The sequence below is a fragment of the Aggregatibacter kilianii genome, assembly GCF_003130255.1.
GTDB lineage: Bacteria > Pseudomonadota > Gammaproteobacteria > Enterobacterales > Pasteurellaceae > Aggregatibacter > Aggregatibacter kilianii.
In genome coordinates this window covers 1,008,591-1,030,261 of the sequence record NZ_NRCN01000001.1, presented here as the reverse complement: position 1 = coordinate 1,030,261, position 21,671 = coordinate 1,008,591, and the positions used below count along the sequence as shown (strand labels likewise).

Sequence of the window (21,671 nt, the reverse complement as noted above, 5' to 3'; positions counted from 1 at the left end):
GCCTGTTAATTGCCGATTTCTAGTAGATTGATTTATAAGAACTAAATTGCGGTTTAGTACTATAATTTTTTGAGGTTTAGAGAGTTCTCAGGGAGTAAATGAGAAAAAAATAGTACTATCGGCAAAATATAGTACTAAAAATAGTACTAAAAATCGTTGCTAGTAGTTTATGTAGATTTACGATAAATTACAATAAAGCCTTTTAGATACAGGGTTTGTTTGGTAGGTTGTTTATGTGGATTTATGCGGGATGACATGAATTGGCGGAAGATCGTAGGAGTTGAACCTACCCGAGACTGCTGGCAGCCTCAACAGGATTTGAAGTCCTGCCGCTTCACCGGAAACGACGATCTTCCTTTTGAAAATTGATGCGAACTTTAGCGCAAAAACTGGAGCGATTCAAGTCAGACGGCAAAATAATCGATTCATTTTATACAGGATATTCTGTTTTTAGATGTTTGAAATAGCGATGACTATTTAGCATATTCCCCAATGGGGCGCGTTGCTTCGTTTAAGAAACGTTTGAAAATAATATCAATGCATTAGAGGTGTAACTATTACCCAACCCTTTATGTTTCTGCTAACTACCACGATCACTTTTGTGCCTATTCTCGATAAAAATTACCTGCACCATCTTCCTTTCTAAGATGACTTAAAATCCACAACAATAGGATGCCAAACAGTGCGATAGTGAGAAAAGTGTAGTTGAAGGCTTGTTGTAATTGGTCTCCTTGTTCGCCGATAACATGACGGTAAATATCGAGAATCACGGCAGAGACAGCAATACCTACGCTAATACCGACTTGTTGGATCACACTGAGGTAGGTGGATCCTGCGCTAGCGTTGTTCTCACTTAACTCACTCACCGTAAGAGTGCTGACGGCGGTGAATATGATGGACATACTGCTGCCGTACCACGCCAAAATACAGATAAATATCCACAATGGCGTTTGTTGATCAAGCAAGCCCATAGCTGCGATGGCGATTGCCATAGAAAGTGCGGTGGAAATTAGCGTTATTTTATAGCCAAAACGCGACAGAATTTTGCCGGCAAAGGATTTGGTCATAATGGAGCTAAGCGCAATAGGCAACAGTAACCAACCGGTAATTTCGGCACTGTAATGGAATACGAGTTGTAACATTAGGGGCATAAGAAAGGGGATGCCGGAGCCGGTTAAGCGTATAAAAATATTGGCGATAATGCCTATGCGGAAGGAGCGCACAGCAAATAAATTCAGTGGTAATAAGGGGGTTTGCGCACGTTGTGCATAGAAACAATAAACAACAAAACTGAGAACCCCAATGAGCAAAATAAGAGCGGTGCTCCATTGACTAACCCTATCTTCCGAAAGTAAATCCAAACCGAGAGTAACGCCTGCCAATCCGCCGGCAAATAATACGAAACCAAACCAATCCAATTTATTAATTTTTCCTGTGCTGTTCGGCATATAACGCCCCGCAAACCAGATGCCTAGTAAACCAATGGGAATATTAATTAAAAAAATCCAATGCCAAGTGGCATGTGTCACTAACCAGCCACCAACGATAGGTCCCATCACCGGGCCGATAAGCCCTGCCATTGCCATGGCGTTCCATGCAGCAACCAATTGTGTTTTCGGTACATGACGAATAATCACCAAACGCGCCACAGGCATCATTAATGCGCCGCCGACCCCTTGCAAAATACGTGACCAAATTAAGGCATTTAATGAATTAGCCATGGCACAGGCAACAGATCCCAATACAAAAACGCCAACGGCAACACGAAAGACATTTAGTGAGCCATATTTGTCCGCCACCCAACCGGTGAGCGGAATGAATAACGCAACAGTGAGAGAATAACTGATAATCGTCATTTGCATTTCTAACGGCGATTCATTCAGACTGGCGGAAATGGCAGGCAAGGCTGTATTAAGAATAGTAGCGTCAAGGGATTGCATGAATAACGCTATGGCGGCAATCCAAGCTAAGTTACGATAATTCTGACGCTCACTCATAAAAATACTCTTAATTTTAACCGCACTTTTGTTGATACCAAGTCACGATAAACTCAGCAACTTGGTCGATATGATTTATATCTAAAACTGGTTTGTCGCAGTCTAACGGATAATCGGTTGCCACTGCCAATACATGCTCATCAATCACAGGCAATGGCTTCGTCATGTCTCGGCGGTGAAGCAGAATTTTCTCAATCGGTTCCTGCTTAAAACCTTCCACCAACACAAAATCAGTTAACGAGTCATCAAATTGTTGTGCCAAATAAGCTAGAGACGCACTTTGCGGTGTTTCTGTCATCAACGCCCAACGTTGATCGCACGTCATAATCACTTGCGCCGCACCCGCCTCTTTCATACGCCAACTATCCTTGCCTTCTTTGTCAATTTGTGCGTTATGATGGCTATGTTTAATGACCGCAGGGCGTAAATTTCGCTGTTGTAATGCAGGTAAGAGCTTTTCTAATAATGTGGTTTTGCCACTACCACTGTGGCCGGTAATGCCGAGCATGGGGAGCATAAATGATCCTTAGAGAGGGTTGAATGGATCTGATTATATACCAACCTGAGCAGGAAAAGGAATCCGCTACCGAGGTTATAAAACCCGTAATAATACGGGTTGATAAGTGGATTTATGATTAAGTTTTTTGGCATACCAACGCACCGCAAAAAATGAAAGTGCGGTCGCCAAAAAGATAAAAATAACGCTGATTAACTCGTGCTCAAACATCCCGTCAAATAACCATGTGCTAAACAACAAGGTAAATAACGGCACGCAATACGCTAACAACGCAGATTTAATCAACGAGTGTTCCGATAATCCGATTTCTACCCGTTGTCCCACTTTCAGCGGTGTGATGGTTTCAACGGTAAAAATATGTTCACCTCGGGCACCTGTGCCCGCAAGTTCTGACAAAGCAGACGTGCCACACGCAGATTTTGCCGAGCAGGTTCCGCAAGCACTCCGAGCTTGGCATTTTACTTTTGCCCGACCGGATTCATATTCAATAACCACCGCACTTTCTGTCAACATGGCAACCTGCTTACTATTTTCTTAACTTAATATCCTGCACTATACGTTTTGCTGTGGAAATTGGCACCTGACCGATAATTGTTACTTCTTTGCTATCCACACTTTCGCTATAAATCGTGTAAGCACCCTGACGCCAAGTGTTATCTTGTTTATCAGTGTCAGCAATTTTTGTAGAAACATACAGGGTGAAAGAAAACAAACCATCACTATAAAGTTGTGATTCAATTTTCTCTCCTGAATCGGTTTCAATGCTGCGATTAACTAACTTAAATCCTTTCGGCAACCAACCGGGCTGCCAACTAAATGAAGGCGTTTTATTAGCTTTTTTATCCAAAAGTAATGGCGGTACATTAACATGGTTCAAATATTCAACTAAACCGGACAAACCATCACCAATATATAAGTTCACCACACGGAACTGATCTAACACATTACCATCACTATCCAACATATCGCTACGAAGCAACAAATGGTTTTCTTCATCAATAAAAGCTAAATATTGATAACGAAAGTCATCTTTCGGCAAAATTCGAATAGTTTGTACAACACGATCTGCCACACGATTACGGCCGATATACACAAAGTCGTAATATTTTTCCAGTGCGTTGAAATTACTCAGTAACAATGGCGGCAAATTATCAATAATACCTTCGCCATTAATGGTAAAAGGCTGATAGTTCGCCTGGAAGTAGCTGATTAAATTACCCCGCTGAACAATTTCTTGTTGTGCACCATCAAGCGTCACCAGCTGAGCATAGGTTTTTCCATCTGCTTTAAAGTGACGATAACGCAAAGAATCCATATTAGAAGGCGTAGTTTGAATGAAAGAAAATTCATAATTTAATTGATCAGAGGCTTTTTTCATCTCCTGTAAAAGCTGTTTTGGCGAGAGTGTTTCTTCCGCCAAAGAGGAAAATGAACAGATCAACAATAAGAAAAGTGCGGTGTTTTTTAGAAATGTTTTTAACATTGGCAAACTCTCAATAAACAAATTCACCACCAAAAGATGGTGGTGAATTTTACGAAAAACAGTCATACCGAAGTATATATCATTTATTGTGGTTTTGTCCTAAATTTATGGAATCCGCATAAACTCGACGCTGTAATTCATAACTTTGCAACATAGCACCAATTCGTTTATTTTTTTGTTCAAGCTGTTCGGCTGTCATTACATCTTTGCTAGGTGCGTTATAACTCACTTCTTGTACACCATTGTTAAAAGGTAATGTTTGCAATACCGGCGTATCTGTAGAGGCCGGAGAAGCTGACTTGGCGTTAAAGGATTGAACACCTAAAACCGCAACTAAACACACACTTGCTGCCACAGCGATTTGTGTCATAGGCACAAACCAAGCTTTAAGTTTCTGCATAAATGGAGATTTTTCAACCTCTTGTGGCAACGGCTGAGAAACCACTGGCTGTGCCACATGAATTTCTTCTTCAGCAATCAGACTTTCCATCTTAGCTGCAAAGTCCGTCCCCAAGAAAACATCAGTTTCTTGACGCATTACAACGCGAATTGTATGGAAATTCGCCCAACTTTCTTGCAAATCCGTATCCTGGCATAATTGTTCGGTGAGTTCGCTACTCACTTCTTCACCATCAATGTATGCTGAAAGTAATTCTTTTTGCATTTTTATACTCCGACTAACCGTAGTTGTATTCCTGTTTTCAATTAACGCTGCAAAAGTGGCTTGACTTTGCTTTCAATTATTTCACGCGCCCGGAAAATCCGCGATCTTACTGTACCTACCGGACAATCCATTATCTCTGCGATCTCTTCGTAACTTAATCCTTCAAGTTCACGTAGTGTAATGGCTGTACGTAAATCTTCTTGTAAACCTTTGATGGTATCAAACACTATCTTCTTCAACTCATTGGATAACATTTCATTTTCGGGAGTATCCACATCCCGTAAATTTGTTCCCACATCATAGGATTCTGCATCTTCAGCCAAAATATCTTCATTTGGAGGGCGACGCCCCTGTGCAGTTAAATAATTTTTTGCGGTATTAACCGCGATTCTATACAGCCAAGTGTAGAAAGCGCTATCACCACGAAAAGAATCTATTGAACGATATGCTTTTATAAATGATTCTTGTACAACATCAGGAATATCATTCGGTGAAATATACCGAGTAAGTAATCCAGCCACTTTATTTTGATAACGTATTACTAATAAATTAAAGGCCTTCTTATCCCCTTGCTGCACTCTCTCTACCAAAGCCTGATCTGTTAGCTGTTCAGCCATATAACCTCATATATCACGTCTAACAGGCTTTCATTGCGAAGCCAGCAAGCTCTCGTACTGCGTTAGACGAAGTGAATGAAAAAAAGTTCATAAAATTAAGGGAAAATGAAATAAAATTTACAAACATTAAAAATCAAAGAGTTAAGTTTAACTTTTGTTGAATTTCTGCCACCATTTCAGCCAGTTCCGGATCATCAATTTTGCCGTTATTAAAAAACCAAGAAAACAACTGCAAATCGGTACAAGCCAGCAAGCGAACAAAAATCGCTTTTTTATGCTCGTTTAACTGCTCAAAATGCTGTTTGTAAAAGGGCATAATCACCTTATCTAACTCTAGCATTCCACGCCGACAATCCCACTCAACACGCAATGGATCATAATGTTTCATTCTGATCTCCAATCAATAAAAATCGGTCAGATTATATAAGTTAGTGTCCCGTTTGCGAAAATAAATTAATCACCAAAACACCGAAAATAATCAATCCCATACCAATTAAGCCGGCAGTGTCGATTTTCTGACCAAATGCAAAATAAGCCACCACCGCCGTCAACACAATCCCTACACCGGACCAAATAGCATACACTAAGCCGACGGAAAGCGTCCGAAATACGATAGACACACAATAAAAGGAAATTGCATAAAGCGTTAACGACGCAACGGTCGGTATTACCTTAGTAAAACCGTCACTGACTTTCAATAAATTAGTGGCAACAATTTCCAACGCAATGGAAAAAGCCAGAAGAATCCAAGGGTTCATGAGTTCACACATAAAAAGTGCGGTCGAAAATCCAACTAAAATTCCAACCGCACTTTATAACAATTACGCCTTAACCTGACTCTTCAAGAAATCCAATAACTGATCTTTGGCGATCATTTGTTTTTCACCCGTGCGGCGATTTTTATATTCGATTTCGCCGTTGGCTAAATTTTTCTCACCAATCACCACCATGTGCGGCACACCGATAAGTTCCATATCGGCAAACATCACGCCAGGGCGTTCTTTACGGTCATCAAAAATCACTTCCACACCTTGCGCCAATAAAGTGCGGTATAAATCCTCAGCGAATTCTTGCACGCTTTCCGATTTGTGCATGTTCATCGGGACAATAGCCACGGTGAACGGCGCCATTTCGTCGCAAGGCCAAATGATGCCGCGCTCGTCATGATGTTGTTCAATAGCGGCAGCCACCACGCGGGTAACGCCAATGCCGTAACAGCCCATGGTCAACACCATCGGACGGCCGTCTTCGCCTTGGACGGTAGCGTTCATCGCTTTGGAATATTTGTCGCCCAATTGGAAAATGTGTCCCACTTCAATACCACGTTTAATTAATAACGTGCCTTTACCATCCGGACTTAGGTCACCTTCAACAACGTTACGAATATCAGCCACTTTTGGCAATGCCACATCGCGTTCCCAGTTAATGTTGAAATAGTGTTTACCGTCTATATTGGCACCTGCGCTGAAATCAGACATGATCGCCACACTGCGGTCAATGATCACTGGAATGTTTAAATTTACCGGCCCAAGTGAACCTACGCCCGCGCCAATTTTGGCTTTAATTGCCGCTTCATCGGCAAACTCAAGCGGGGAAGCCACTTCTGCCAGTTTTTCCGCTTTGACTTCGTTTAATTCATGATCGCCGCGAATAATTAACGCCACTAATGGTTGTTCCTCATTTACACCTTTTACAATCAGCGTTTTAACGGTTTTCTCAATCGGCAAATTAAATTGCGCAACCAATTCTGCGATAGTTTTCGCATTTGGCGTATCCACCAATTCCATCGCTTTGGTCGGTGCGGCACGCTCGCCTACAGCCACAGCTTCGGCAAGTTCGATATTCGCCGCATAATCGGACTCGGTGGAAAAAATCACATCATCTTCGCCACTGTTGGCTAATACTTGGAACTCATGAGACGCGCTACCGCCGATAGAACCGGTATCCGCCTGCACCGCACGGAAGTCTAAACCTAAGCGACTGAAAATATTGCTATAAGTTTGATACATCACATCATAGGTTTCTTGCAAACTTTCTTTTGATGTATGGAAAGAATAGGCATCTTTCATCAAAAACTCACGACCGCGCATCACGCCGAAACGCGGACGCACTTCATCGCGGAATTTGGTTTGAATTTGATATAAATTCAGGGGAAGTTGGCGATAAGAACTCACTTCACGACGTACTAAATCGGTAATCACTTCTTCGTGAGTCGGGCCTAAAACAAAATTACGGTTGCCGCGATCTTCAAAACGCAATAATTCCGGACCATATTGCTCCCAACGGCCGGATTCCTGCCACAATTCCGCCGGTTGCACTACCGGCATTTCTACTTCGATGGCACCGCTTTTATTCATTTCATCGCGAATAATATTTTCCACTTTTTTCAGCACGCGCAAACCGGTCGGTAGCCAGTTATAAAGACCTGACGCAAGAGGGCGAATCATGCCGGCACGCAACATTAATTGGTGGCTGACAACCGCCGCTTCCGCCGGGGTTTCCTTTAAGGTGGAGAATAAATATTTACTTGTACGCATTGAATTACCTATAATTCTTAGAATTTGAAACTTGAGAAAAAAATTGGCGATAGTGTATCTAATGCGCAAGCAAAAGCAAGAAAGAAATCAGTTTTTGCACGCCATAACAGCGCATTGACACGGACAATTTAAGCTAAAGAAAAGGAATCATCATGTCAGCCCTTTATCAAGCCCTTCCCGCCGTTGACAAATTGCTCAAAACCCCGCAAGGCGAGCAATTTATCGCAGAATTTGGCCACACCGCCACCGTTAATGTTTGCCGTGACTTGTTGCAACAAGCACGCGAACACATAAAACACCATGAAAACCTACCGCACTTTTTGCAAACGACCGATGCCACCTTTCAACATATCCGCCAACAATTATTGCTACAACAACAGGTGAACATTAAGAGCGTACATAATTTAACCGGTACGGTATTGCACACCAATCTCGGGCGTGCTTTATGGTCACCCGCGGCACAGCAGGCAGCGTTGGATGCCATGCAGGGCAATGTGGCGCTGGAATATGATTTAGCGGCAGGCGAGCGCAGTCATCGAGACAATTACATCAGCGACTTACTGCAGCAACTGACGGGCGCGGAAGCCGCCTGCGTGGTGAATAACAATGCGGCGGCGGTCTTGCTGATACTGGCGACTTTTGCGCAGGGTAAAGAGGTGATCATCTCCCGTGGTGAATTGATTGAAATCGGCGGTGCTTTCCGCATTCCAGACATTATGGCGCAGGCCGGTTGCAAACTGGTGGAAGTGGGCACCACCAACCGTACCCATTTAAAAGATTATCGCAACGCAATTAACGAAAATACTGCATTTTTAATGAAAGTTCACAGCAGTAACTACCAAATTTGCGGTTTCACGCATTCTGTTGATGAACAAGAACTGGCGGAATTAGGCAAAGAGTTTAGCATTCCGGTCATCACGGACTTAGGCAGCGGTGCGTTAATTGATTTGAAACAATTTGACTTGCCGGAAGAACCGACGGTGCAAGAAAAATTGCAACAGGGACTGGATTTGATTTCCTTCTCCGGCGACAAACTGCTTGGCGGGCCGCAAGCGGGCATTATCGTGGGTAAAAAAGCATTGATTCAACAGCTACAAGCCCATCCGCTCAAACGCGTGCTACGTTGCGACAAAGTCACCCTTGCCGGACTGGAAGCCACTTTACGTTTATATTTGCAACCGGAAAAAATTACCGAAAAACTGACCGCACTTCATCTGCTCACTCAGCCTGTAGCCCAATTACAAGCACAAGCAGAACAACTGAAAGTACGGTTGGAAAATCGTTTAAATGCAGACTACCTTGTTGCTATCGAACCAAGCGAAGCGCAGGTTGGTAGTGGCTCCCAACCGTTGGCACGAATTCCGTCAGTCGCGGTAACCATTACGCCGGCAGCAGAAAAAACACCGACAAAAACCACCGCACTTTTCGCCCGTTTATTGGCGCTGCCGCAACCGGTCATTGGGCGTATTGAACGGGATAAAATTTGGTTGGATTTACGCAGTTTGGCCAATCTCGAACGCTTGCTCAACACCTTGGAGGCGCTATGATTATTGTCACATCCGGACACGTTGACCACGGCAAAACCGCGCTATTGCAAGCCCTCACCGGTACGCACACGGCGCATTTACCTGAAGAAAAAAAACGCGGCATGACCATTGATTTAGGCTACGCCTATTTGCCGTTAAAAGATCAAATCCTCGGCTTTATCGACGTACCGGGGCACGAACGTTTTCTTGCCAATATGTTGGCGGGCTTGGGCGGCATTCATTACGCCATGCTTATCGTTGCCGCAGACGAAGGCGTGCAAGCGCAAACCATCGAGCACTTAAACATTTTGAGCTTGTTGCAATTGCAGGAAATCATGGTGGTGATCACCAAAGCTGACCGCGCCGATGCGCAACAAATTGACGCATTAGAACAACAGCTACGCCAACAATATGCCATCTTGGCGAACAGTAAATTCTTCGTGACCTCTGCCACCACCGGTCAGGGTATTGAAACGTTACGCGATTATTTGGCGCAGTTGCCGGAATTATCCGACACCCAAAAACCGTTCCGTTATGCCATCGACCGTATTTTTACCATTAAAGGTGCCGGCACAGTGGTGACAGGCACCGCATTTGCGGGCAAAGTTGCCATTGACGACGAATTGTATTTAAGCAATGGGCAAAAAGTGCGGGTGAAAAATATCCACGCACAAAACGAACAAAGCACAGAAGGCTTGGCAGGGCAACGCCTCGCGTTAAATATTAACTTGGATTTCGACCGCACGTTAATTGAGCGCGGCGATTGGTTGTTCTCCCAACCGCCTGCCAAAGCGACAGATCGCGTCACCGTTTGGCTAGAAAACCAAATTCCACTAAACGAAAGCCAACCGGTGCATATTTATCACGCCGCCTCACACACCACGGGCAAGCTGACATTATTGCAACAGCCAAAACTCGCGCCTCAGCAACACGCGCTGGCAGAACTAATTTTCGAACAACCGTTGTTTTTGGCGCATGGTGACAAAATCATCTTACGTAACAGCAACTCGACCTCCGTACTTGGTGGCGCAAAAGTAATTGAAATCCATTCGCCGAAACGCCATAAGCGTACAGAAGCCCGTTTCGATTATTTACGCCAACTGATTCAAGCAGAAACAGCCGAAAAACGCACCGCACTTTATCTTCAAAATCATGCGGTGGAAGCTGAACAGTTAATGTGGATTGAACAACTGACAGACACGCAACTTAACAACATTCTTGAAAAAAACGGCGACATTCGCTTCCAAAGCTGGTGCTTTAATGCCGAGTATCGCACGCAACAAACGTCGAAATTATTGACCGCACTTGCGCAATATCACGAACAACACCCCGACCAACTCGGCTTAGGCAAAGCCCGTTTGTATCGCATTGCAGCACTGAATCAGCCGGAAAAACTGATTTATCATTTTATTGATGAATTATTAGCCGAAAATCAGCTACAGCAAACCCGTGGCTGGCTACACACCGCTGATCATAAAATTCAATTTAATGCACAAGAACGTGCATTATGGCAGCAAGTTCTTGAGCAATTTGAGCAACATAACGGACAGGCATTGTGGGTGCGTGATCTTGCGGGCTTATTAGGACAGGAAGAAAGCGCCATGCGCAACTTCCTCTATAAAGCCGGTAAATTAGGCTATCTCACCGCTGTGGTAAAAGACCGTTTCTTCCTGACCGAGAACATTTATGCCACCGCTCGCTTAATCAAGCAGCTTGTCGCCGGAAAAGAAGGTTTTTCGGTCAATGAATTGCGAGACGTCTTACAATTCGGACGCAAAATGACCGTACAACTGGTGGAATATTTTGACCGCTGTGGTTTTCTGCGTCGCAAAGGCAATATTCACGTATTGCGCGATGCAGACGTGTTTGATCTATAAAGTGCGGTCGTTTTTGACAACGTTTTTTAACACATAGGAGTTTCCATGAAAAAATTACTCATCGCCGCGTTAATCGCCGGCAGCTTAACTCTCACCGCCTGTGACGATAAAGAAAAAAACGCGCTCATTGAGCAAACCCAAAAGCAAGCGCAGATGATTGAGCAACTCAATACACAAGTGGATACGCTACAAAAACAAGTGGTGGATTTGGCGGAGAACCAAACGATTCGGGTGGAACCGGAGGTATTGTTTGAAAAATCCGAAACCATCAAGTTTGATAAGACCCCTTCCGAATCCTCCGATGATTACGCACCAGAAAGCGCTGAGGCGAAAGTCAGCGTAAAAACCATAAAAACCAATATGGATTGGTTGACAGATTTACTGATAAATGAGTTAATCCGCCAGTTCACGACAGAAGGTCAAATTAAAATTGAGAATAAACAACAACTTGTTGACTACTTACAAACCCTTTATGCCGATAGCGTCAAAGAGGTGAAAGAGAACAAACTGATTGGCATGACCACCAATTTCAACGTGAAATACCTTGGGCAACGGGAAAATATCGCAACGTTCACCATTGGTTATTACGGCTATTCCGGTGGCGCCCACGGCATGTATTCTACCCAATTCCTCAACATTGATTTAACGAAAAAAACCTTGTTGGATATTGATGATGTCATCAATCCGGATCAGCACGATAAATTAAAAGAACTTTTGTGGGAAACTTACAGCAACGCGTCCAACAATGAAACATTTACGCCAAAATCAGAGTTTTATGTAGAAAAAGACTTTTACTTCTCGCACGACGGTATTACCTTCGTTTATCCGCCTTATGCCATTGGCAGTTTTGCGGAAGGGGAAAAAGAACTGACAGTTTATTGGTGGGAGCTTAAAGAAAACAAATTGCTTAGCCCACAATTTCAAAATTTAACGCAGTATATGATGGATGTTAATTAATCGAGGATCCCATCGGACCATCACTATCTACAAAAACGGGAGAAAAAATGACCGCACTTTTTCAATCTTATCGTTTAAATAACGGCGTTGAACTCAAAAACCGCTTGGTTGTGGCGCCCATGACCCATTTTGGATCCAATCCGGATGGTACCTTTAGCGCACAAGAAAATGCCTTCTTACAAGGGCGCGCAGAGGGCTTTGCGATGTTTATCAGCGCAGCGACTTTAGTTTCGCGGGAAGGCAAGGCTTTTAACGGACAGCCTTACGCCTTAGATGAACGCTATTTGGACAGTCTAAAATCCGTCGCACAAAACATTAAATCTCAAGGCGCTAAAGCCATTTTACAAATTCATCATGGTGGCAAATTAGCCATGAGCGAATTGTTAGAGGGCTTGGATAAAGTGGCGCCATCCGCTGACGAGGCTACCGGTGCGCGCGCATTAACCGAAGCGGAAATTGAAAAATTGATTCATGCCTTTGCCAATGCGACGGAGTTAGCCATTCAGGCTGGCTTTGACGGCGTAGAAATTCACGGTGCTAACGGCTATTTAATTCAACAATTTGTCTCCGGTCACAGCAACCATCGCACCGACCAATGGGGTGGTTCCATTGAAAATCGCCTGCGTTTTTCACTCGCCGTCATCGATGCGGCAAATGCAGTGAAAGAAAAATATCAACGTGACGATTTCATTCTTGGCTATCGTTTCTCTCCGGAAGAGCCGGAAGAGGACGGACTCACCATGACAGACACCTTCGCCTTAATTGACGCCTTGGTGCAAAAGCCATTGCAATATTTGCATGTTTCTCTATGGGATTTTTACAAACTTGCCCGCCGTGGCGCCGACACCCAAAAAACACGTATGGAGCTCATCCACCAGCGCATTAATGGCAAACTTCCACTTATCGGCGTCGGTAATTTAATTACCGCCGAGCAAATGGAAGAGGCTTTTGCCACCGGTTGGGCGGAGTTTATCGCCGTGGGCAAAACGGTGTTGTTAAATCCAAATATTGTGGAATTAATTCAATCGGGAAAAACGCAAGAAATTTCCACCGCACTTGACCCCGAGCGCAAAGCGTTCTACCGCTTCCCGGATTATTTATGGGACCTAAACATGAAAGAAATGACATTTTTGCCACCGGTGAAGAAGTAAAATCGTAGGTGACGGTCGTATTATGCGACCGTCTCTCCCGTTCTCAGCAAAACAAAAGGGGCGATATATCGATTCGCCCCTACACAAAAACCCCCAAGTTTTCTTAGTTTAAATGCTTTAACTTTCTAACTCCAAACTCACCACATTCGGGTCATTTTTTAACAATAAATACAATTCCTGAATAGTGCCTTTGTCACTGATGGCGCAACGAATGCTGAGCTTGGTTTCGCCGTTAGCTTGATCTTTCATATTGATATTTTCAATAAAATGATTGTTGCTATGTAGCAGTTGTACAAACTGCCCAACAGCCTCCGCCGAGGTCAATGTGGCATTAATTTTGGTCTTTTTCTTCTTATCACGGCGACGAACCCAACGATGCACATAAGGACTAAGACGAATAGCGATGAGGATCATGACGGTAGCGATAATGGCATCAAAATAAAACCCTGCTCCGGAAGCAATCCCAATACCGGCGGCCGCCCAAATAATAGCAGCGGTGGTCAAGCCGGAAATGGCGTCGTTGTGCTTACGTAAAATCACGCCGGCACCAAGAAAACCGATACCGCTGATGACTTGCGCCGCCAAACGCATTGGATCGGTGCGGATGTTTTCCGACACTTGAGCATAATGTTCAGCCGATTGAATGGAAACAATGGTGAGTACGCAAGTGGTCACCGCAATAATCATGCAGGTTTTTACACCTACGGGTTTGGCTTTTAGTTCGCGCTCCAAGCCGATGATACCACCCAGCACCATAGCAAACGTCATTTTAACGAAAATAAAGAAATGGCTGTCACGCGCCAAGGTTTCAAATAAAACAGATAGGTTACTCATAATATTAAATGGTTAATCCAAGTGATTGATAAAGTCGTTTTAGTTCATCTTGTGTTAAAGTGCGGTAAGTTTTCGGCGCCAAATGTTGCAGGCTAAACCCCGCCTGTTGATAACGAATCAAACGCAATGTGGGAAACCCGATATGTGCCGTCATGCGGCGAACTTGTCGATTGCGTCCTTCATAAATTTTAATTTCCAGCCACGCGGTGGGAATATTTTTACGTTCTCGAATAGGCGGAATCCGCGGCCACAGAAAATTCGGCTCGGAAATCAACCGCACTTTAGCAGGCAACGTCATGCCATCGTTTAATTCTACTCCGCGCCGTAACCGTTCCAAAGTGATTTCATCCGGCACACCTTCCACTTGCACCCAATACGTTTTTTCCATTTTAAACTTGGGTTCCGCCAAGCGATGTTGAATGTCGCCGTTATTGGTTAATAACAGCAACCCTTCACTATCGCGATCCAACCTGCCTATGGGGTAAACCCCCGCCACATTAATAAAATCTTTTAACGTGCTGCGTCCTGCCTCATCGGTGAACTGGCATAACACATCAAACGGTTTATTAAAAAGAACCACTTTTGTTTCGGAAAAGGGAATTTTCGGCTTGGACGGCTTAGAAACGCGAGAAAAATTGACCGCACTTTTAGGCACTCCGGCACGCGTTTTTCGATTAAAAAAAAGAGAAGACTTCGTTTTCATCACCAAATAGTAACACTGAATCAGCGTCAGCTTAGAAACTTTGCGTAAAATTTACACTTATTGCAATAATTGAAACTTTTTTTCTAGTAGAATGCGGTCGTTTTAATATTGCAATAAGCATAGGAAAAACCCGTGCTTAATTTAGATCTTGCACTACCACAGGAACACCTTAATGAACAAAATTTTTAAAGTAATTTGGAACCGTAATACACAATCTTTAGTTGTTACCTCAGAGCTGTCAAAAGCGAACGTAAAATCATCTTCAGACGCCTCTGTTACAGAAAGCAAAACTGTTAAAAAACTATTCAACGTTGCTGTTTTATTATTGGGTTTACTTCAAGTTGGAGGAAACGCTTATGCGGTGACCGCAACGCCTGGTGGCGCCAGTAGTGTTCCAATGGCCATAAATGGTGGTGAATTAGCGATCTCTAAAGGAGCACAAGCAACTGGAGCATCTGCACTTGCTATTGGTGATGGAACCATTGCAGACGGTAATGGCGCTATTATGATTGGAGCAAAAGTCGGAAGAGGAACAGCGAGAGCGTCAGGCAATAACGCCGTATCTATTGGTGCAAATGCTAACGCGACCGGAAACAAAACAACCGCTATTGGTTCAGACGCCGTAGCGTCCGCTGAATACGGAACGGCGCTTGGTGCGCACACAAAGGCGGGAAATAGTGGTACTGCCATCGGCGTAAAAGCTGAAGCCACAAACCAACACGATGTAGCCATTGGTTCTAATTCTGTAACTGGAACCGCACATGCATTAACAGCATTAAAAATTGGTAAAGCCGAAGTGGGAACAAGCGGCGTTCAACAGAATAACAAAGGGGTTGTTTCCTTTGGTGGTGGAACAGAAGGCGCTATTCGTCAAATTCAAAATGTTGGAGCAGGTAAAATTTCTGCAGACTCTACCGATGCCATCAACGGTTCACAACTTTATCATATTGCAACAGCGACTAATGAGATTGCCAATACGGAATATAAATTTACCGTTGGTAATACAACTGTCAAAACCATGCGAAACAATGATAATGCTAGAGCAAATAATTCGAATAATACTTTAGATTTCAAAGCAGCTAATGGTTTAGAAGTCTCCGGAACTGCTGCAGGTATCACTTATGGACTAGATCAAACAACCAGAAACAACATCAGCACAGCATTAACAACTGCTACAGAAGCAAAAAATGTTGCTGAAGCAGCAAAAACAACTGCTACGCAAGCTCAAAGCACAGCGAATACCGCCAAATCAACTGCAGATCAAGCCCGAACAGTGGCAAATAATGCCTCAACTGTAGCGAATCAAGCGAAAGATACGGCCAATACAGCTAATGCAGTAGCAACTCAGGCTAAAAATGTCGCTGATGCAGCCAATACTGTTGCAGATCAAGCCAGAACACTTGCAAATGATGCCACTTCAGTAGCAGCTCAAGCAAAAGATACCGCAACTCAGGCAAAAGATACGGCCAATACAGCTAATGCAGCAGCAACTCAAGCAAAAAATACCGCTAATGCAGCTAATGCAGCAGCAACTCAGGCTAAAAATGTCGCTGATGCAGCCAATACCGTTGCAGATCAAGCCAGAACACTTGCAAATGATGCCACTTCAGTAGCAGCTCAAGCAAAAGATACCGCAACTCAGGCAAAAACAGATGCCGGCAATGCGGTTACTACAGCAAATAAGGCCGATGCAAATGCAACAGCAGCATTAGAAAAAGCAAATACTGCTATTTCACAAGCGGAAACAGCCCAGAATAATGCGGATTCCGCTAAACAAGTTGCAGATAATGCTCTCGGCAAAGCATTAAATACTGAAATCGATGTGGCCAAAATAAAAGGTCTCACTTATACATTTTCCGTGGAAAATGGAAAGACCGTCGGCTCAACAACGAATGGCCAAGCAGGTCAATGGTCACTTAACAAAAATGACTCTTTAACCTTTGGCGCAACCGATGATTTATCCGTTAGCACCGATGGTAAAGGCAATGTTATTTATGGTTTATCCGAAAGTTCTAAAAAAGCTATCTCTGACGCCGCGAGCGCAGCAAACACAGTAACCGATGCCTTAACTCAAATTAATCAATCCGTAGCTGATGCACAAAGTGCTGCTTCAGCGGCAGCCGGTTCAGCCAACCTAGCCGAAAGAGCAAAAGCCGATGCCGTAAACGCAAAAAATGAGGCAGTCAATGCCAACACGGCGGCGCAACAAGCCAAAACCGATGCAGAAGCTGCGAAAAATGCAGCCGCCACATCTGCCACAAACGCCAACCAAGCAGCAGGCAAAGCCGAACTGGCTAAACAAGGGGCTGTGACTGCACAAGCAGCGGCTGTTGAAGCACAAACCCAAGCTGAAAACGCCCGTGATACAGCAAAAGAGGCCCAAACGGCAGCTGCTCAATCTGCACAAAATGCTGAAACGGCAAAAAATGCCGCAGTTAATGCCAATACCGCGGCACAACAAGCCAAAAATGATGCGGAAACCGCGAAAAACGCCGCTGCAACCTCTGCCAATCAAGCTGCACAATCCGAAACCAATGCGAAGACTGCCGAAGGTGCTGCAAAAACCGCACAGCAAGGTGCCGAAACCGCACAAGCAGCCGCTGTTGTTGCCCACACGGCAGCTGAAACCGCCCGTGATGCAGCAAAAACGGCACAACAAGGTGCCGAAACGGCCAAAACCGAGGCCGCGCAGTCTGCACAAAACGCGCAAAATGCCAAAGCCGATGCCGTAGACGCAAAAAATGAGGCAGTTAATGCCAATACCGCGGCGCAACGAGCCAAAACCGAGGCTGAAGCAGCACAAACCCAAGCCGAAAACGCCCGTGATGTAGCAAAAGAGGCCCAAACCGCGGCAGCTCAATCTGCACAAAACGCCAACCAAGCAGCAGACAAGGCCGAACTGGCTAAACAAGGGGCTGTGACTGCACAAGCAGCGGCTGTTGAAGCCAAAGACGCCGCTAAAGCCTCTGAAAATAAAGCTGCACAATCTGAAGCGAATGCGAAGACTGCCGAAGGTGCCGCAAAAGCCGCACAGCAAGGTGCCGAAACGGCTCAAACGTTAGCCAATAATGCAAAAAATGAAGCACTAGATGCGAAAAATGCGGCAGCAGCCTCTGCCGTGGCAGCTAATACGAATGCAGATCGCGCTGAGCAAGCTAAACGTGATGCCGAAGCAGCCAATACCGAGGCGACGCAATCTGCACAAACGGCGGAAAATGCCAAAACCGATGCTGAAGCTGCGAAAAATGCCGCAGCAGCCTCTGCCGTGGCAGCTAATACGAATGCAGATCGCGCTGAGCAAGCCAAACGTGATGCCGAAGCAGCCAAAGCTGATGCCGCGCAGTCTGCACAAACCGCGCAAAATGCCAAAGCCGATGCCGTAGACGCGAAAAATGAGTCAGTCAATGCCAAAACCGCAGCACAACAAGCTAAAACCGATGCTGAAGCTGCGAAAAATGCCGCAGCAGCCTCTGCCGCCGCAGCCAATACCGATGCAGATCGAGCAGCAGAAGCCAAACGTGATGCTGCCCAATCTGCACAAACGGCGGAAAGTGCCAAAACTGACGCAGTAAACGCGAAAAATGACGCAGTTAATGCCAACACGGCGGCTCAACAAGCCAAAAACGATGCGGAAACCTCGAAAAACGCCGCTGCAACTTCTGCCGCGGCAGCAGCGCAATCCGAACAAAACGCCGCGACTTCTGCCAAAAACGCCAACCAAGCAGCAGACAAAGCCGAACTGGCTAAACAAGGGGCTGAGAGCGCTAAAGAAGGGGCGGTTGAGGCACAAACCCAAGCCGAAAACGCCCGTGATGCAGCAAAAGAGGCCCAAACCGCGGCTGCCCAATCTGCACAAACCGCAGAAAGTGCCAAAACCGACGCCTTAAACGCAAAAGACGAAGCTGTCACCGCTAAATCCAATGCAGAAGTAGCCCGTGATACGGCAATTGAAGCCAAAGAAGCCGCAAAAACTTCTGAAAATAAAGCTGCACAATCAGAAACTAATGCTAAATCAGCTGAAATAGCCTCTGCTGAAAATGCTAAAGAAGCTGATAAAGCCAAAAACAATGCCATTACTGCACAAAAAGGCTCCGAAGTCGCACAAAAAGCTGCAGAAACTGCGCAAACAAAAGCAGAAAGCGCTCAACTTGGTGCAATAAATGCGAAAGAAGAAGCAATTATTGCGAAAAATGATGCTAAAAAATCAGAGGTTGTAGCTAAGGTAGCTGCGAAAACAGCTAAAGATGAAGCTGATAGCATTAAACGTGTTATTCAATCAACTGATGATAATGGTAATGTCAATGCAGTGGCATCAAGTGTTAACGGTAGCAATGCAAGTGCGATTGGTTCCGGAGCAAAAGCTGAGGGCAATAATGCAACAGCATTTGGTGGCAAAGCCAAAGCCAGTGCAGAACGCGCAACTGCTATCGGTCAAGGAGCCGAAGCCAAAGCAGAAAACTCAGTAGCATTAGGTCAAGGTTCTGTGGCAACAGAAGAAAATACCGTTTCTGTAGGTAATGAGCAGGTTAAACGTCGTGTAACCAATGTCGCTGATGGTAAAAATCCAAATGATGCAGTAAACGTTAAACAGTTAAACGAAATGCAAGGATCCGTTGACAGCGTTCGTAAAGATTTGCATAAAACCGACAAACGCTTACGCGGTGGTATTGCCGGAGCAACTGCAGCGGCCAACATCCCACAAGTGACCCAACCGGGCGCCAACCTTTTGGGTATCGGCGTGGGTAACTTTAATGGACAAAGTGCCGTAGCTGTGGGTTATTCAAAATCCAGTGACAACAATAAAGTGTTATTCAAAGTAAGCGGCGCAGCAACGACTCAAGGTGATTTCAACGTAGGTGCCGGCATTGGCTATCAATGGAAATAATTTGATTTAATACTTTAATAAAAAGCCATTCAGATAGAAATATTTGAATGGCTTTTACTTTTTGTGCGAAAAAATTATTTTATAGCGTTTTATTCGGTATTTTACTGACTTTGCCGCTTGTTTAAGTGGCTTTTTATTAAAATATATCTTTTTATTCTAAAAAAGACAATTAAAACAGAATAAAAATCTATAAAACATGTTTTATGTATTGAAAAATAACGTAAATTTTATATAAATAGTGATTTATCTCTATTGACTAGTATTTTTATTGATTTATATTGGCTCCCTAACATTTTTTTAACTTTTAACAGGTGTTCAGATGACACAAACAACACATAAACGTGAAACATTCTCCGGACGTAGAGCCTTTATTTTTGCGGCAATCGGTTCGGCTGTCGGTTTGGGAAACATTTGGCGTTTCCCTTATGTTACTTATGAAAACGGCGGCGGCGCCTTTATTCTGCCTTACATTGTGGCATTATTAACTGCCGGTATTCCTTTGGTCTTTTTAGATTATGCTTTAGGCCACAAATTCCGCGCCTCTCCACCGTTAGCTTATCGCAAACTCAAAACTGCCTTTGAAACCTTCGGTTGGTGGCAAGTGATGATCAATGTGATTATCGGTCTTTACTATGCCGTTATCCTTGGCTGGGCAGCGAGCTATGCTTATTATTCCTTCAGTTCTGCTTGGGGTAGCAACCCGGTAGATTTCTTCTTGCACGAACACATTAAGATGGCAAGCGAGGTGGCATTAAGCTTGGATTTCGTTGACACAGTTGTCGGTCCGTTACTTGCCGTATGGATTATCACCTTGTTGATTCTCTCTCTTGGTGTACAAAAAGGTGTAGCACGTTCTTCCATAATTTTTATGCCGATTTTGGTGATCATGTTCGTCACCTTGGTGGTGTATTCCCTATTCTTACCGGGTGCAGAAAAAGGTCTTGATGCCTTATTCTCACCAAACTGGGAAAAATTAGCCGACCCAAGCGTTTGGATTGCCGCATACGGTCAAATCTTCTTCTCGCTTTCCATTTGCTTTGGCATCATGTTGACTTATGCCTCTTACTTAAAAAAAGAATCGGATTTAACCGGCGCGGGCTTAGTGGTTGGCTTTGCTAATAGTAGCTTTGAAGTTTTAGCGGGTATCGGCGTATTCTCTGCCTTAGGGTTCATCGCTGTCGCGAACGGACAAGATGTCAGCGAGGTTGCCAAAGGCGGTATCGGCTTAGCGTTCTTTGCGTTCCCAACCATCATTAACCAAGCGCCGTTAGGTCAATTATTGGGCGTGTTATTCTTCGGTTCTTTAGTTTTCGCCGGGTTAACCTCTTTCATTTCCGTATTAGAAGTTATCATTGCGGCGGTACAAGATAAATTACGCTTACGCCGTGCACACGCAACATTCTTGGTTGGTTTACCAATGATGGTCGCATCCACCTTATTGTTTGGTACGGCAGCCGGCTTGCCGATGCTTGATACCATGGACAACTTCGTCAACATGTTCGGTATCGTTGCCGTAGCGTTCTTCTCTTTACTCTCCATTATCGTTACCGGCAGATTAAAAGAACTTGGTGAACACTTAAACGAAACCGGCTCTTTCAAAGTCGGCGTAATCTGGAAATCCTGCATTGTAGTCACTACCGGCGTATTAGCGTTCATGCTTTACAAAGAAGCCACTAAAGTATTGGCAAACGGCTACGAAGGCTATCCTGAATGGTTCGTTAACACCTTCGGCTGGGGCATGGCGATCGGCTTAGTGATCATCAGTTTCTTACTTTCCCGTTTACCGTGGAAAAATCTCACACAAACACAAGGAGAAAAATAAGATGTCAACCAATGCAATTATCATGATGGCTATCGCGCTCATCATTATCTGGGGCGGATTATTGGTTTCCGTGATCAGATTACCAAAAGAATAATTTAGCT

At 44.4% G+C, this 21,671-nt stretch carries 18 protein-coding genes and 1 tRNA gene; 7 read left to right on the top strand and 12 right to left on the bottom strand.

The window, feature by feature from the left end:
• Positions 1-261 precede the first annotated feature (261 nt).
• From DK428_RS11585 to proS, 10 genes are all read right to left on the bottom strand, one after another.
• A tRNA-Sec gene (locus DK428_RS11585) sits at positions 262-356 on the bottom strand.
• 249 nt (positions 357-605) lie between these two features.
• Positions 606-1,997: a DHA2 family efflux MFS transporter permease subunit gene (locus DK428_RS04735; RefSeq protein ID WP_109064917.1), complete on the bottom strand. Its 1,392-nt coding sequence runs from the start codon at positions 1,995-1,997 to the stop codon at positions 606-608.
• Positions 1,998-2,013: 16 nt separating this feature from the next.
• A complete protein-coding gene (mobB, locus tag DK428_RS04730; RefSeq protein ID WP_109064916.1) occupies positions 2,014-2,514 on the bottom strand; it encodes a molybdopterin-guanine dinucleotide biosynthesis protein MobB in 501 nt (166 codons plus the stop codon).
• A 75-nt stretch (positions 2,515-2,589) separates the two neighbouring features.
• Positions 2,590-3,027, bottom strand: a complete 438-nt coding sequence (locus DK428_RS04725) for a SoxR reducing system RseC family protein (RefSeq protein ID WP_109064915.1) — start codon at positions 3,025-3,027, stop codon at positions 2,590-2,592.
• 13 nt (positions 3,028-3,040) lie between these two features.
• A complete protein-coding gene (gene rseB, locus DK428_RS04720) occupies positions 3,041-3,997 on the bottom strand; it encodes a sigma-E factor regulatory protein RseB (RefSeq protein ID WP_109090096.1) in 957 nt (318 codons plus the stop codon).
• 79 nt (positions 3,998-4,076) lie between these two features.
• Entirely contained in the window at positions 4,077-4,661 is a 585-nt protein-coding gene (locus DK428_RS04715; protein WP_109064914.1) for a sigma-E factor negative regulatory protein, read from the bottom strand.
• A gap of 41 nt (positions 4,662-4,702) precedes the next feature.
• Positions 4,703-5,278: an RNA polymerase sigma factor RpoE gene (gene rpoE / locus DK428_RS04710; RefSeq protein WP_005702388.1), complete on the bottom strand. Its 576-nt coding sequence runs from the start codon at positions 5,276-5,278 to the stop codon at positions 4,703-4,705.
• Between the two features lie 133 nt (positions 5,279-5,411).
• A complete protein-coding gene (locus DK428_RS04705; protein ID WP_109064913.1) occupies positions 5,412-5,666 on the bottom strand; it encodes an FAD assembly factor SdhE in 255 nt (84 codons plus the stop codon).
• Between the two features lie 40 nt (positions 5,667-5,706).
• Positions 5,707-6,036, bottom strand: coding sequence for a DMT family transporter (locus DK428_RS04700; protein ID WP_109064946.1), 330 nt, complete (start codon positions 6,034-6,036; stop codon positions 5,707-5,709).
• 63 nt (positions 6,037-6,099) lie between these two features.
• Positions 6,100-7,815 (bottom strand): proline--tRNA ligase, encoded by a 1,716-nt coding sequence (gene proS, locus DK428_RS04695; protein ID WP_109064912.1) that lies wholly within the window; start codon positions 7,813-7,815, stop codon positions 6,100-6,102.
• A gap of 152 nt (positions 7,816-7,967) precedes the next feature.
• Here proS and selA point away from each other — a divergent pair, with 152 nt between their 5' ends.
• Genes selA through DK428_RS04675 form a run of 4 tightly spaced genes read left to right on the top strand, consistent with a single transcriptional unit; the run spans position 7,968 to position 13,326 of the window.
• Entirely contained in the window at positions 7,968-9,362 is a 1,395-nt protein-coding gene (selA, locus tag DK428_RS04690) for an L-seryl-tRNA(Sec) selenium transferase (RefSeq protein ID WP_109064911.1), read from the top strand.
• Positions 9,359-11,218: a selenocysteine-specific translation elongation factor gene (selB, locus tag DK428_RS04685; RefSeq protein WP_109064910.1), complete on the top strand. Its 1,860-nt coding sequence runs from the start codon at positions 9,359-9,361 to the stop codon at positions 11,216-11,218. Before selA ends, selB begins: the two co-directional genes overlap by 4 nt.
• Positions 11,219-11,263: 45 nt before the next feature.
• On the top strand, positions 11,264-12,175 hold the full coding sequence (locus DK428_RS04680) for a DUF3298 domain-containing protein (protein ID WP_109064909.1): 912 nt from the start codon (positions 11,264-11,266) through the stop codon (positions 12,173-12,175).
• Positions 12,176-12,222: 47 nt separating this feature from the next.
• On the top strand, positions 12,223-13,326 hold the full coding sequence (locus DK428_RS04675; RefSeq protein ID WP_109064908.1) for an NADH-dependent flavin oxidoreductase: 1,104 nt from the start codon (positions 12,223-12,225) through the stop codon (positions 13,324-13,326).
• A 117-nt stretch (positions 13,327-13,443) separates the two neighbouring features.
• Here DK428_RS04675 and DK428_RS04670 read toward each other — a convergent pair whose 3' ends face one another.
• Both DK428_RS04670 and DK428_RS04665 read right to left on the bottom strand, forming a co-directional pair.
• On the bottom strand, positions 13,444-14,160 hold the full coding sequence (locus DK428_RS04670; RefSeq protein ID WP_065295939.1) for an MgtC/SapB family protein: 717 nt from the start codon (positions 14,158-14,160) through the stop codon (positions 13,444-13,446).
• A 4-nt stretch (positions 14,161-14,164) separates the two neighbouring features.
• Positions 14,165-14,863, bottom strand: a complete 699-nt coding sequence (locus DK428_RS04665) for an rRNA large subunit pseudouridine synthase E (RefSeq protein WP_109064907.1) — start codon at positions 14,861-14,863, stop codon at positions 14,165-14,167.
• A gap of 172 nt (positions 14,864-15,035) precedes the next feature.
• Between DK428_RS04665 and DK428_RS04660 the strand changes: the two genes are divergently transcribed.
• The 3 genes from DK428_RS04660 to DK428_RS04650 all read left to right on the top strand — a co-directional run bounded on the left by DK428_RS04660 (position 15,036) and on the right by DK428_RS04650 (position 21,664).
• A complete protein-coding gene (locus tag DK428_RS04660; protein WP_109064906.1) occupies positions 15,036-19,748 on the top strand; it encodes a YadA-like family protein in 4,713 nt (1,570 codons plus the stop codon).
• Between the two features lie 319 nt (positions 19,749-20,067).
• A complete protein-coding gene (locus DK428_RS04655; protein WP_109064905.1) occupies positions 20,068-21,570 on the top strand; it encodes a sodium-dependent transporter in 1,503 nt (500 codons plus the stop codon).
• Between the two features lies 1 nt (position 21,571).
• Positions 21,572-21,664 carry a methionine/alanine import family NSS transporter small subunit gene (locus tag DK428_RS04650; RefSeq protein WP_005702403.1) on the top strand — a complete coding sequence of 31 codons (93 nt, stop codon included), beginning with the start codon at positions 21,572-21,574 and terminating at the stop codon, positions 21,662-21,664.
• Positions 21,665-21,671 lie beyond the last annotated feature (7 nt).

Coding starts and splice junctions, on each gene's coding strand:
- DK428_RS04735 (WP_109064917.1), bottom strand. CDS start 1,997: ATGAGTGAGCGTCAGAATTATCGTAACTTAGCTTGGATTGCCGCCATA.
- mobB (WP_109064916.1), bottom strand. CDS start 2,514: ATGCTCCCCATGCTCGGCATTACCGGCCACAGTGGTAGTGGCAAAACC.
- DK428_RS04725 (WP_109064915.1), bottom strand. CDS start 3,027: ATGTTGACAGAAAGTGCGGTGGTTATTGAATATGAATCCGGTCGGGCA.
- rseB (WP_109090096.1), bottom strand. CDS start 3,997: ATGTTAAAAACATTTCTAAAAAACACCGCACTTTTCTTATTGTTGATC.
- DK428_RS04715 (WP_109064914.1), bottom strand. CDS start 4,661: ATGCAAAAAGAATTACTTTCAGCATACATTGATGGTGAAGAAGTGAGT.
- rpoE (WP_005702388.1), bottom strand. CDS start 5,278: ATGGCTGAACAGCTAACAGATCAGGCTTTGGTAGAGAGAGTGCAGCAA.
- DK428_RS04705 (WP_109064913.1), bottom strand. CDS start 5,666: ATGAAACATTATGATCCATTGCGTGTTGAGTGGGATTGTCGGCGTGGA.
- DK428_RS04700 (WP_109064946.1), bottom strand. CDS start 6,036: ATGAACCCTTGGATTCTTCTGGCTTTTTCCATTGCGTTGGAAATTGTT.
- proS (WP_109064912.1), bottom strand. CDS start 7,815: ATGCGTACAAGTAAATATTTATTCTCCACCTTAAAGGAAACCCCGGCG.
- selA (WP_109064911.1), top strand. CDS start 7,968: ATGTCAGCCCTTTATCAAGCCCTTCCCGCCGTTGACAAATTGCTCAAA.
- selB (WP_109064910.1), top strand. CDS start 9,359: ATGATTATTGTCACATCCGGACACGTTGACCACGGCAAAACCGCGCTA.
- DK428_RS04680 (WP_109064909.1), top strand. CDS start 11,264: ATGAAAAAATTACTCATCGCCGCGTTAATCGCCGGCAGCTTAACTCTC.
- DK428_RS04675 (WP_109064908.1), top strand. CDS start 12,223: ATGACCGCACTTTTTCAATCTTATCGTTTAAATAACGGCGTTGAACTC.
- DK428_RS04670 (WP_065295939.1), bottom strand. CDS start 14,160: ATGAGTAACCTATCTGTTTTATTTGAAACCTTGGCGCGTGACAGCCAT.
- DK428_RS04665 (WP_109064907.1), bottom strand. CDS start 14,863: ATGAAAACGAAGTCTTCTCTTTTTTTTAATCGAAAAACGCGTGCCGGA.
- DK428_RS04660 (WP_109064906.1), top strand. CDS start 15,036: ATGAACAAAATTTTTAAAGTAATTTGGAACCGTAATACACAATCTTTA.
- DK428_RS04655 (WP_109064905.1), top strand. CDS start 20,068: ATGACACAAACAACACATAAACGTGAAACATTCTCCGGACGTAGAGCC.
- DK428_RS04650 (WP_005702403.1), top strand. CDS start 21,572: ATGTCAACCAATGCAATTATCATGATGGCTATCGCGCTCATCATTATC.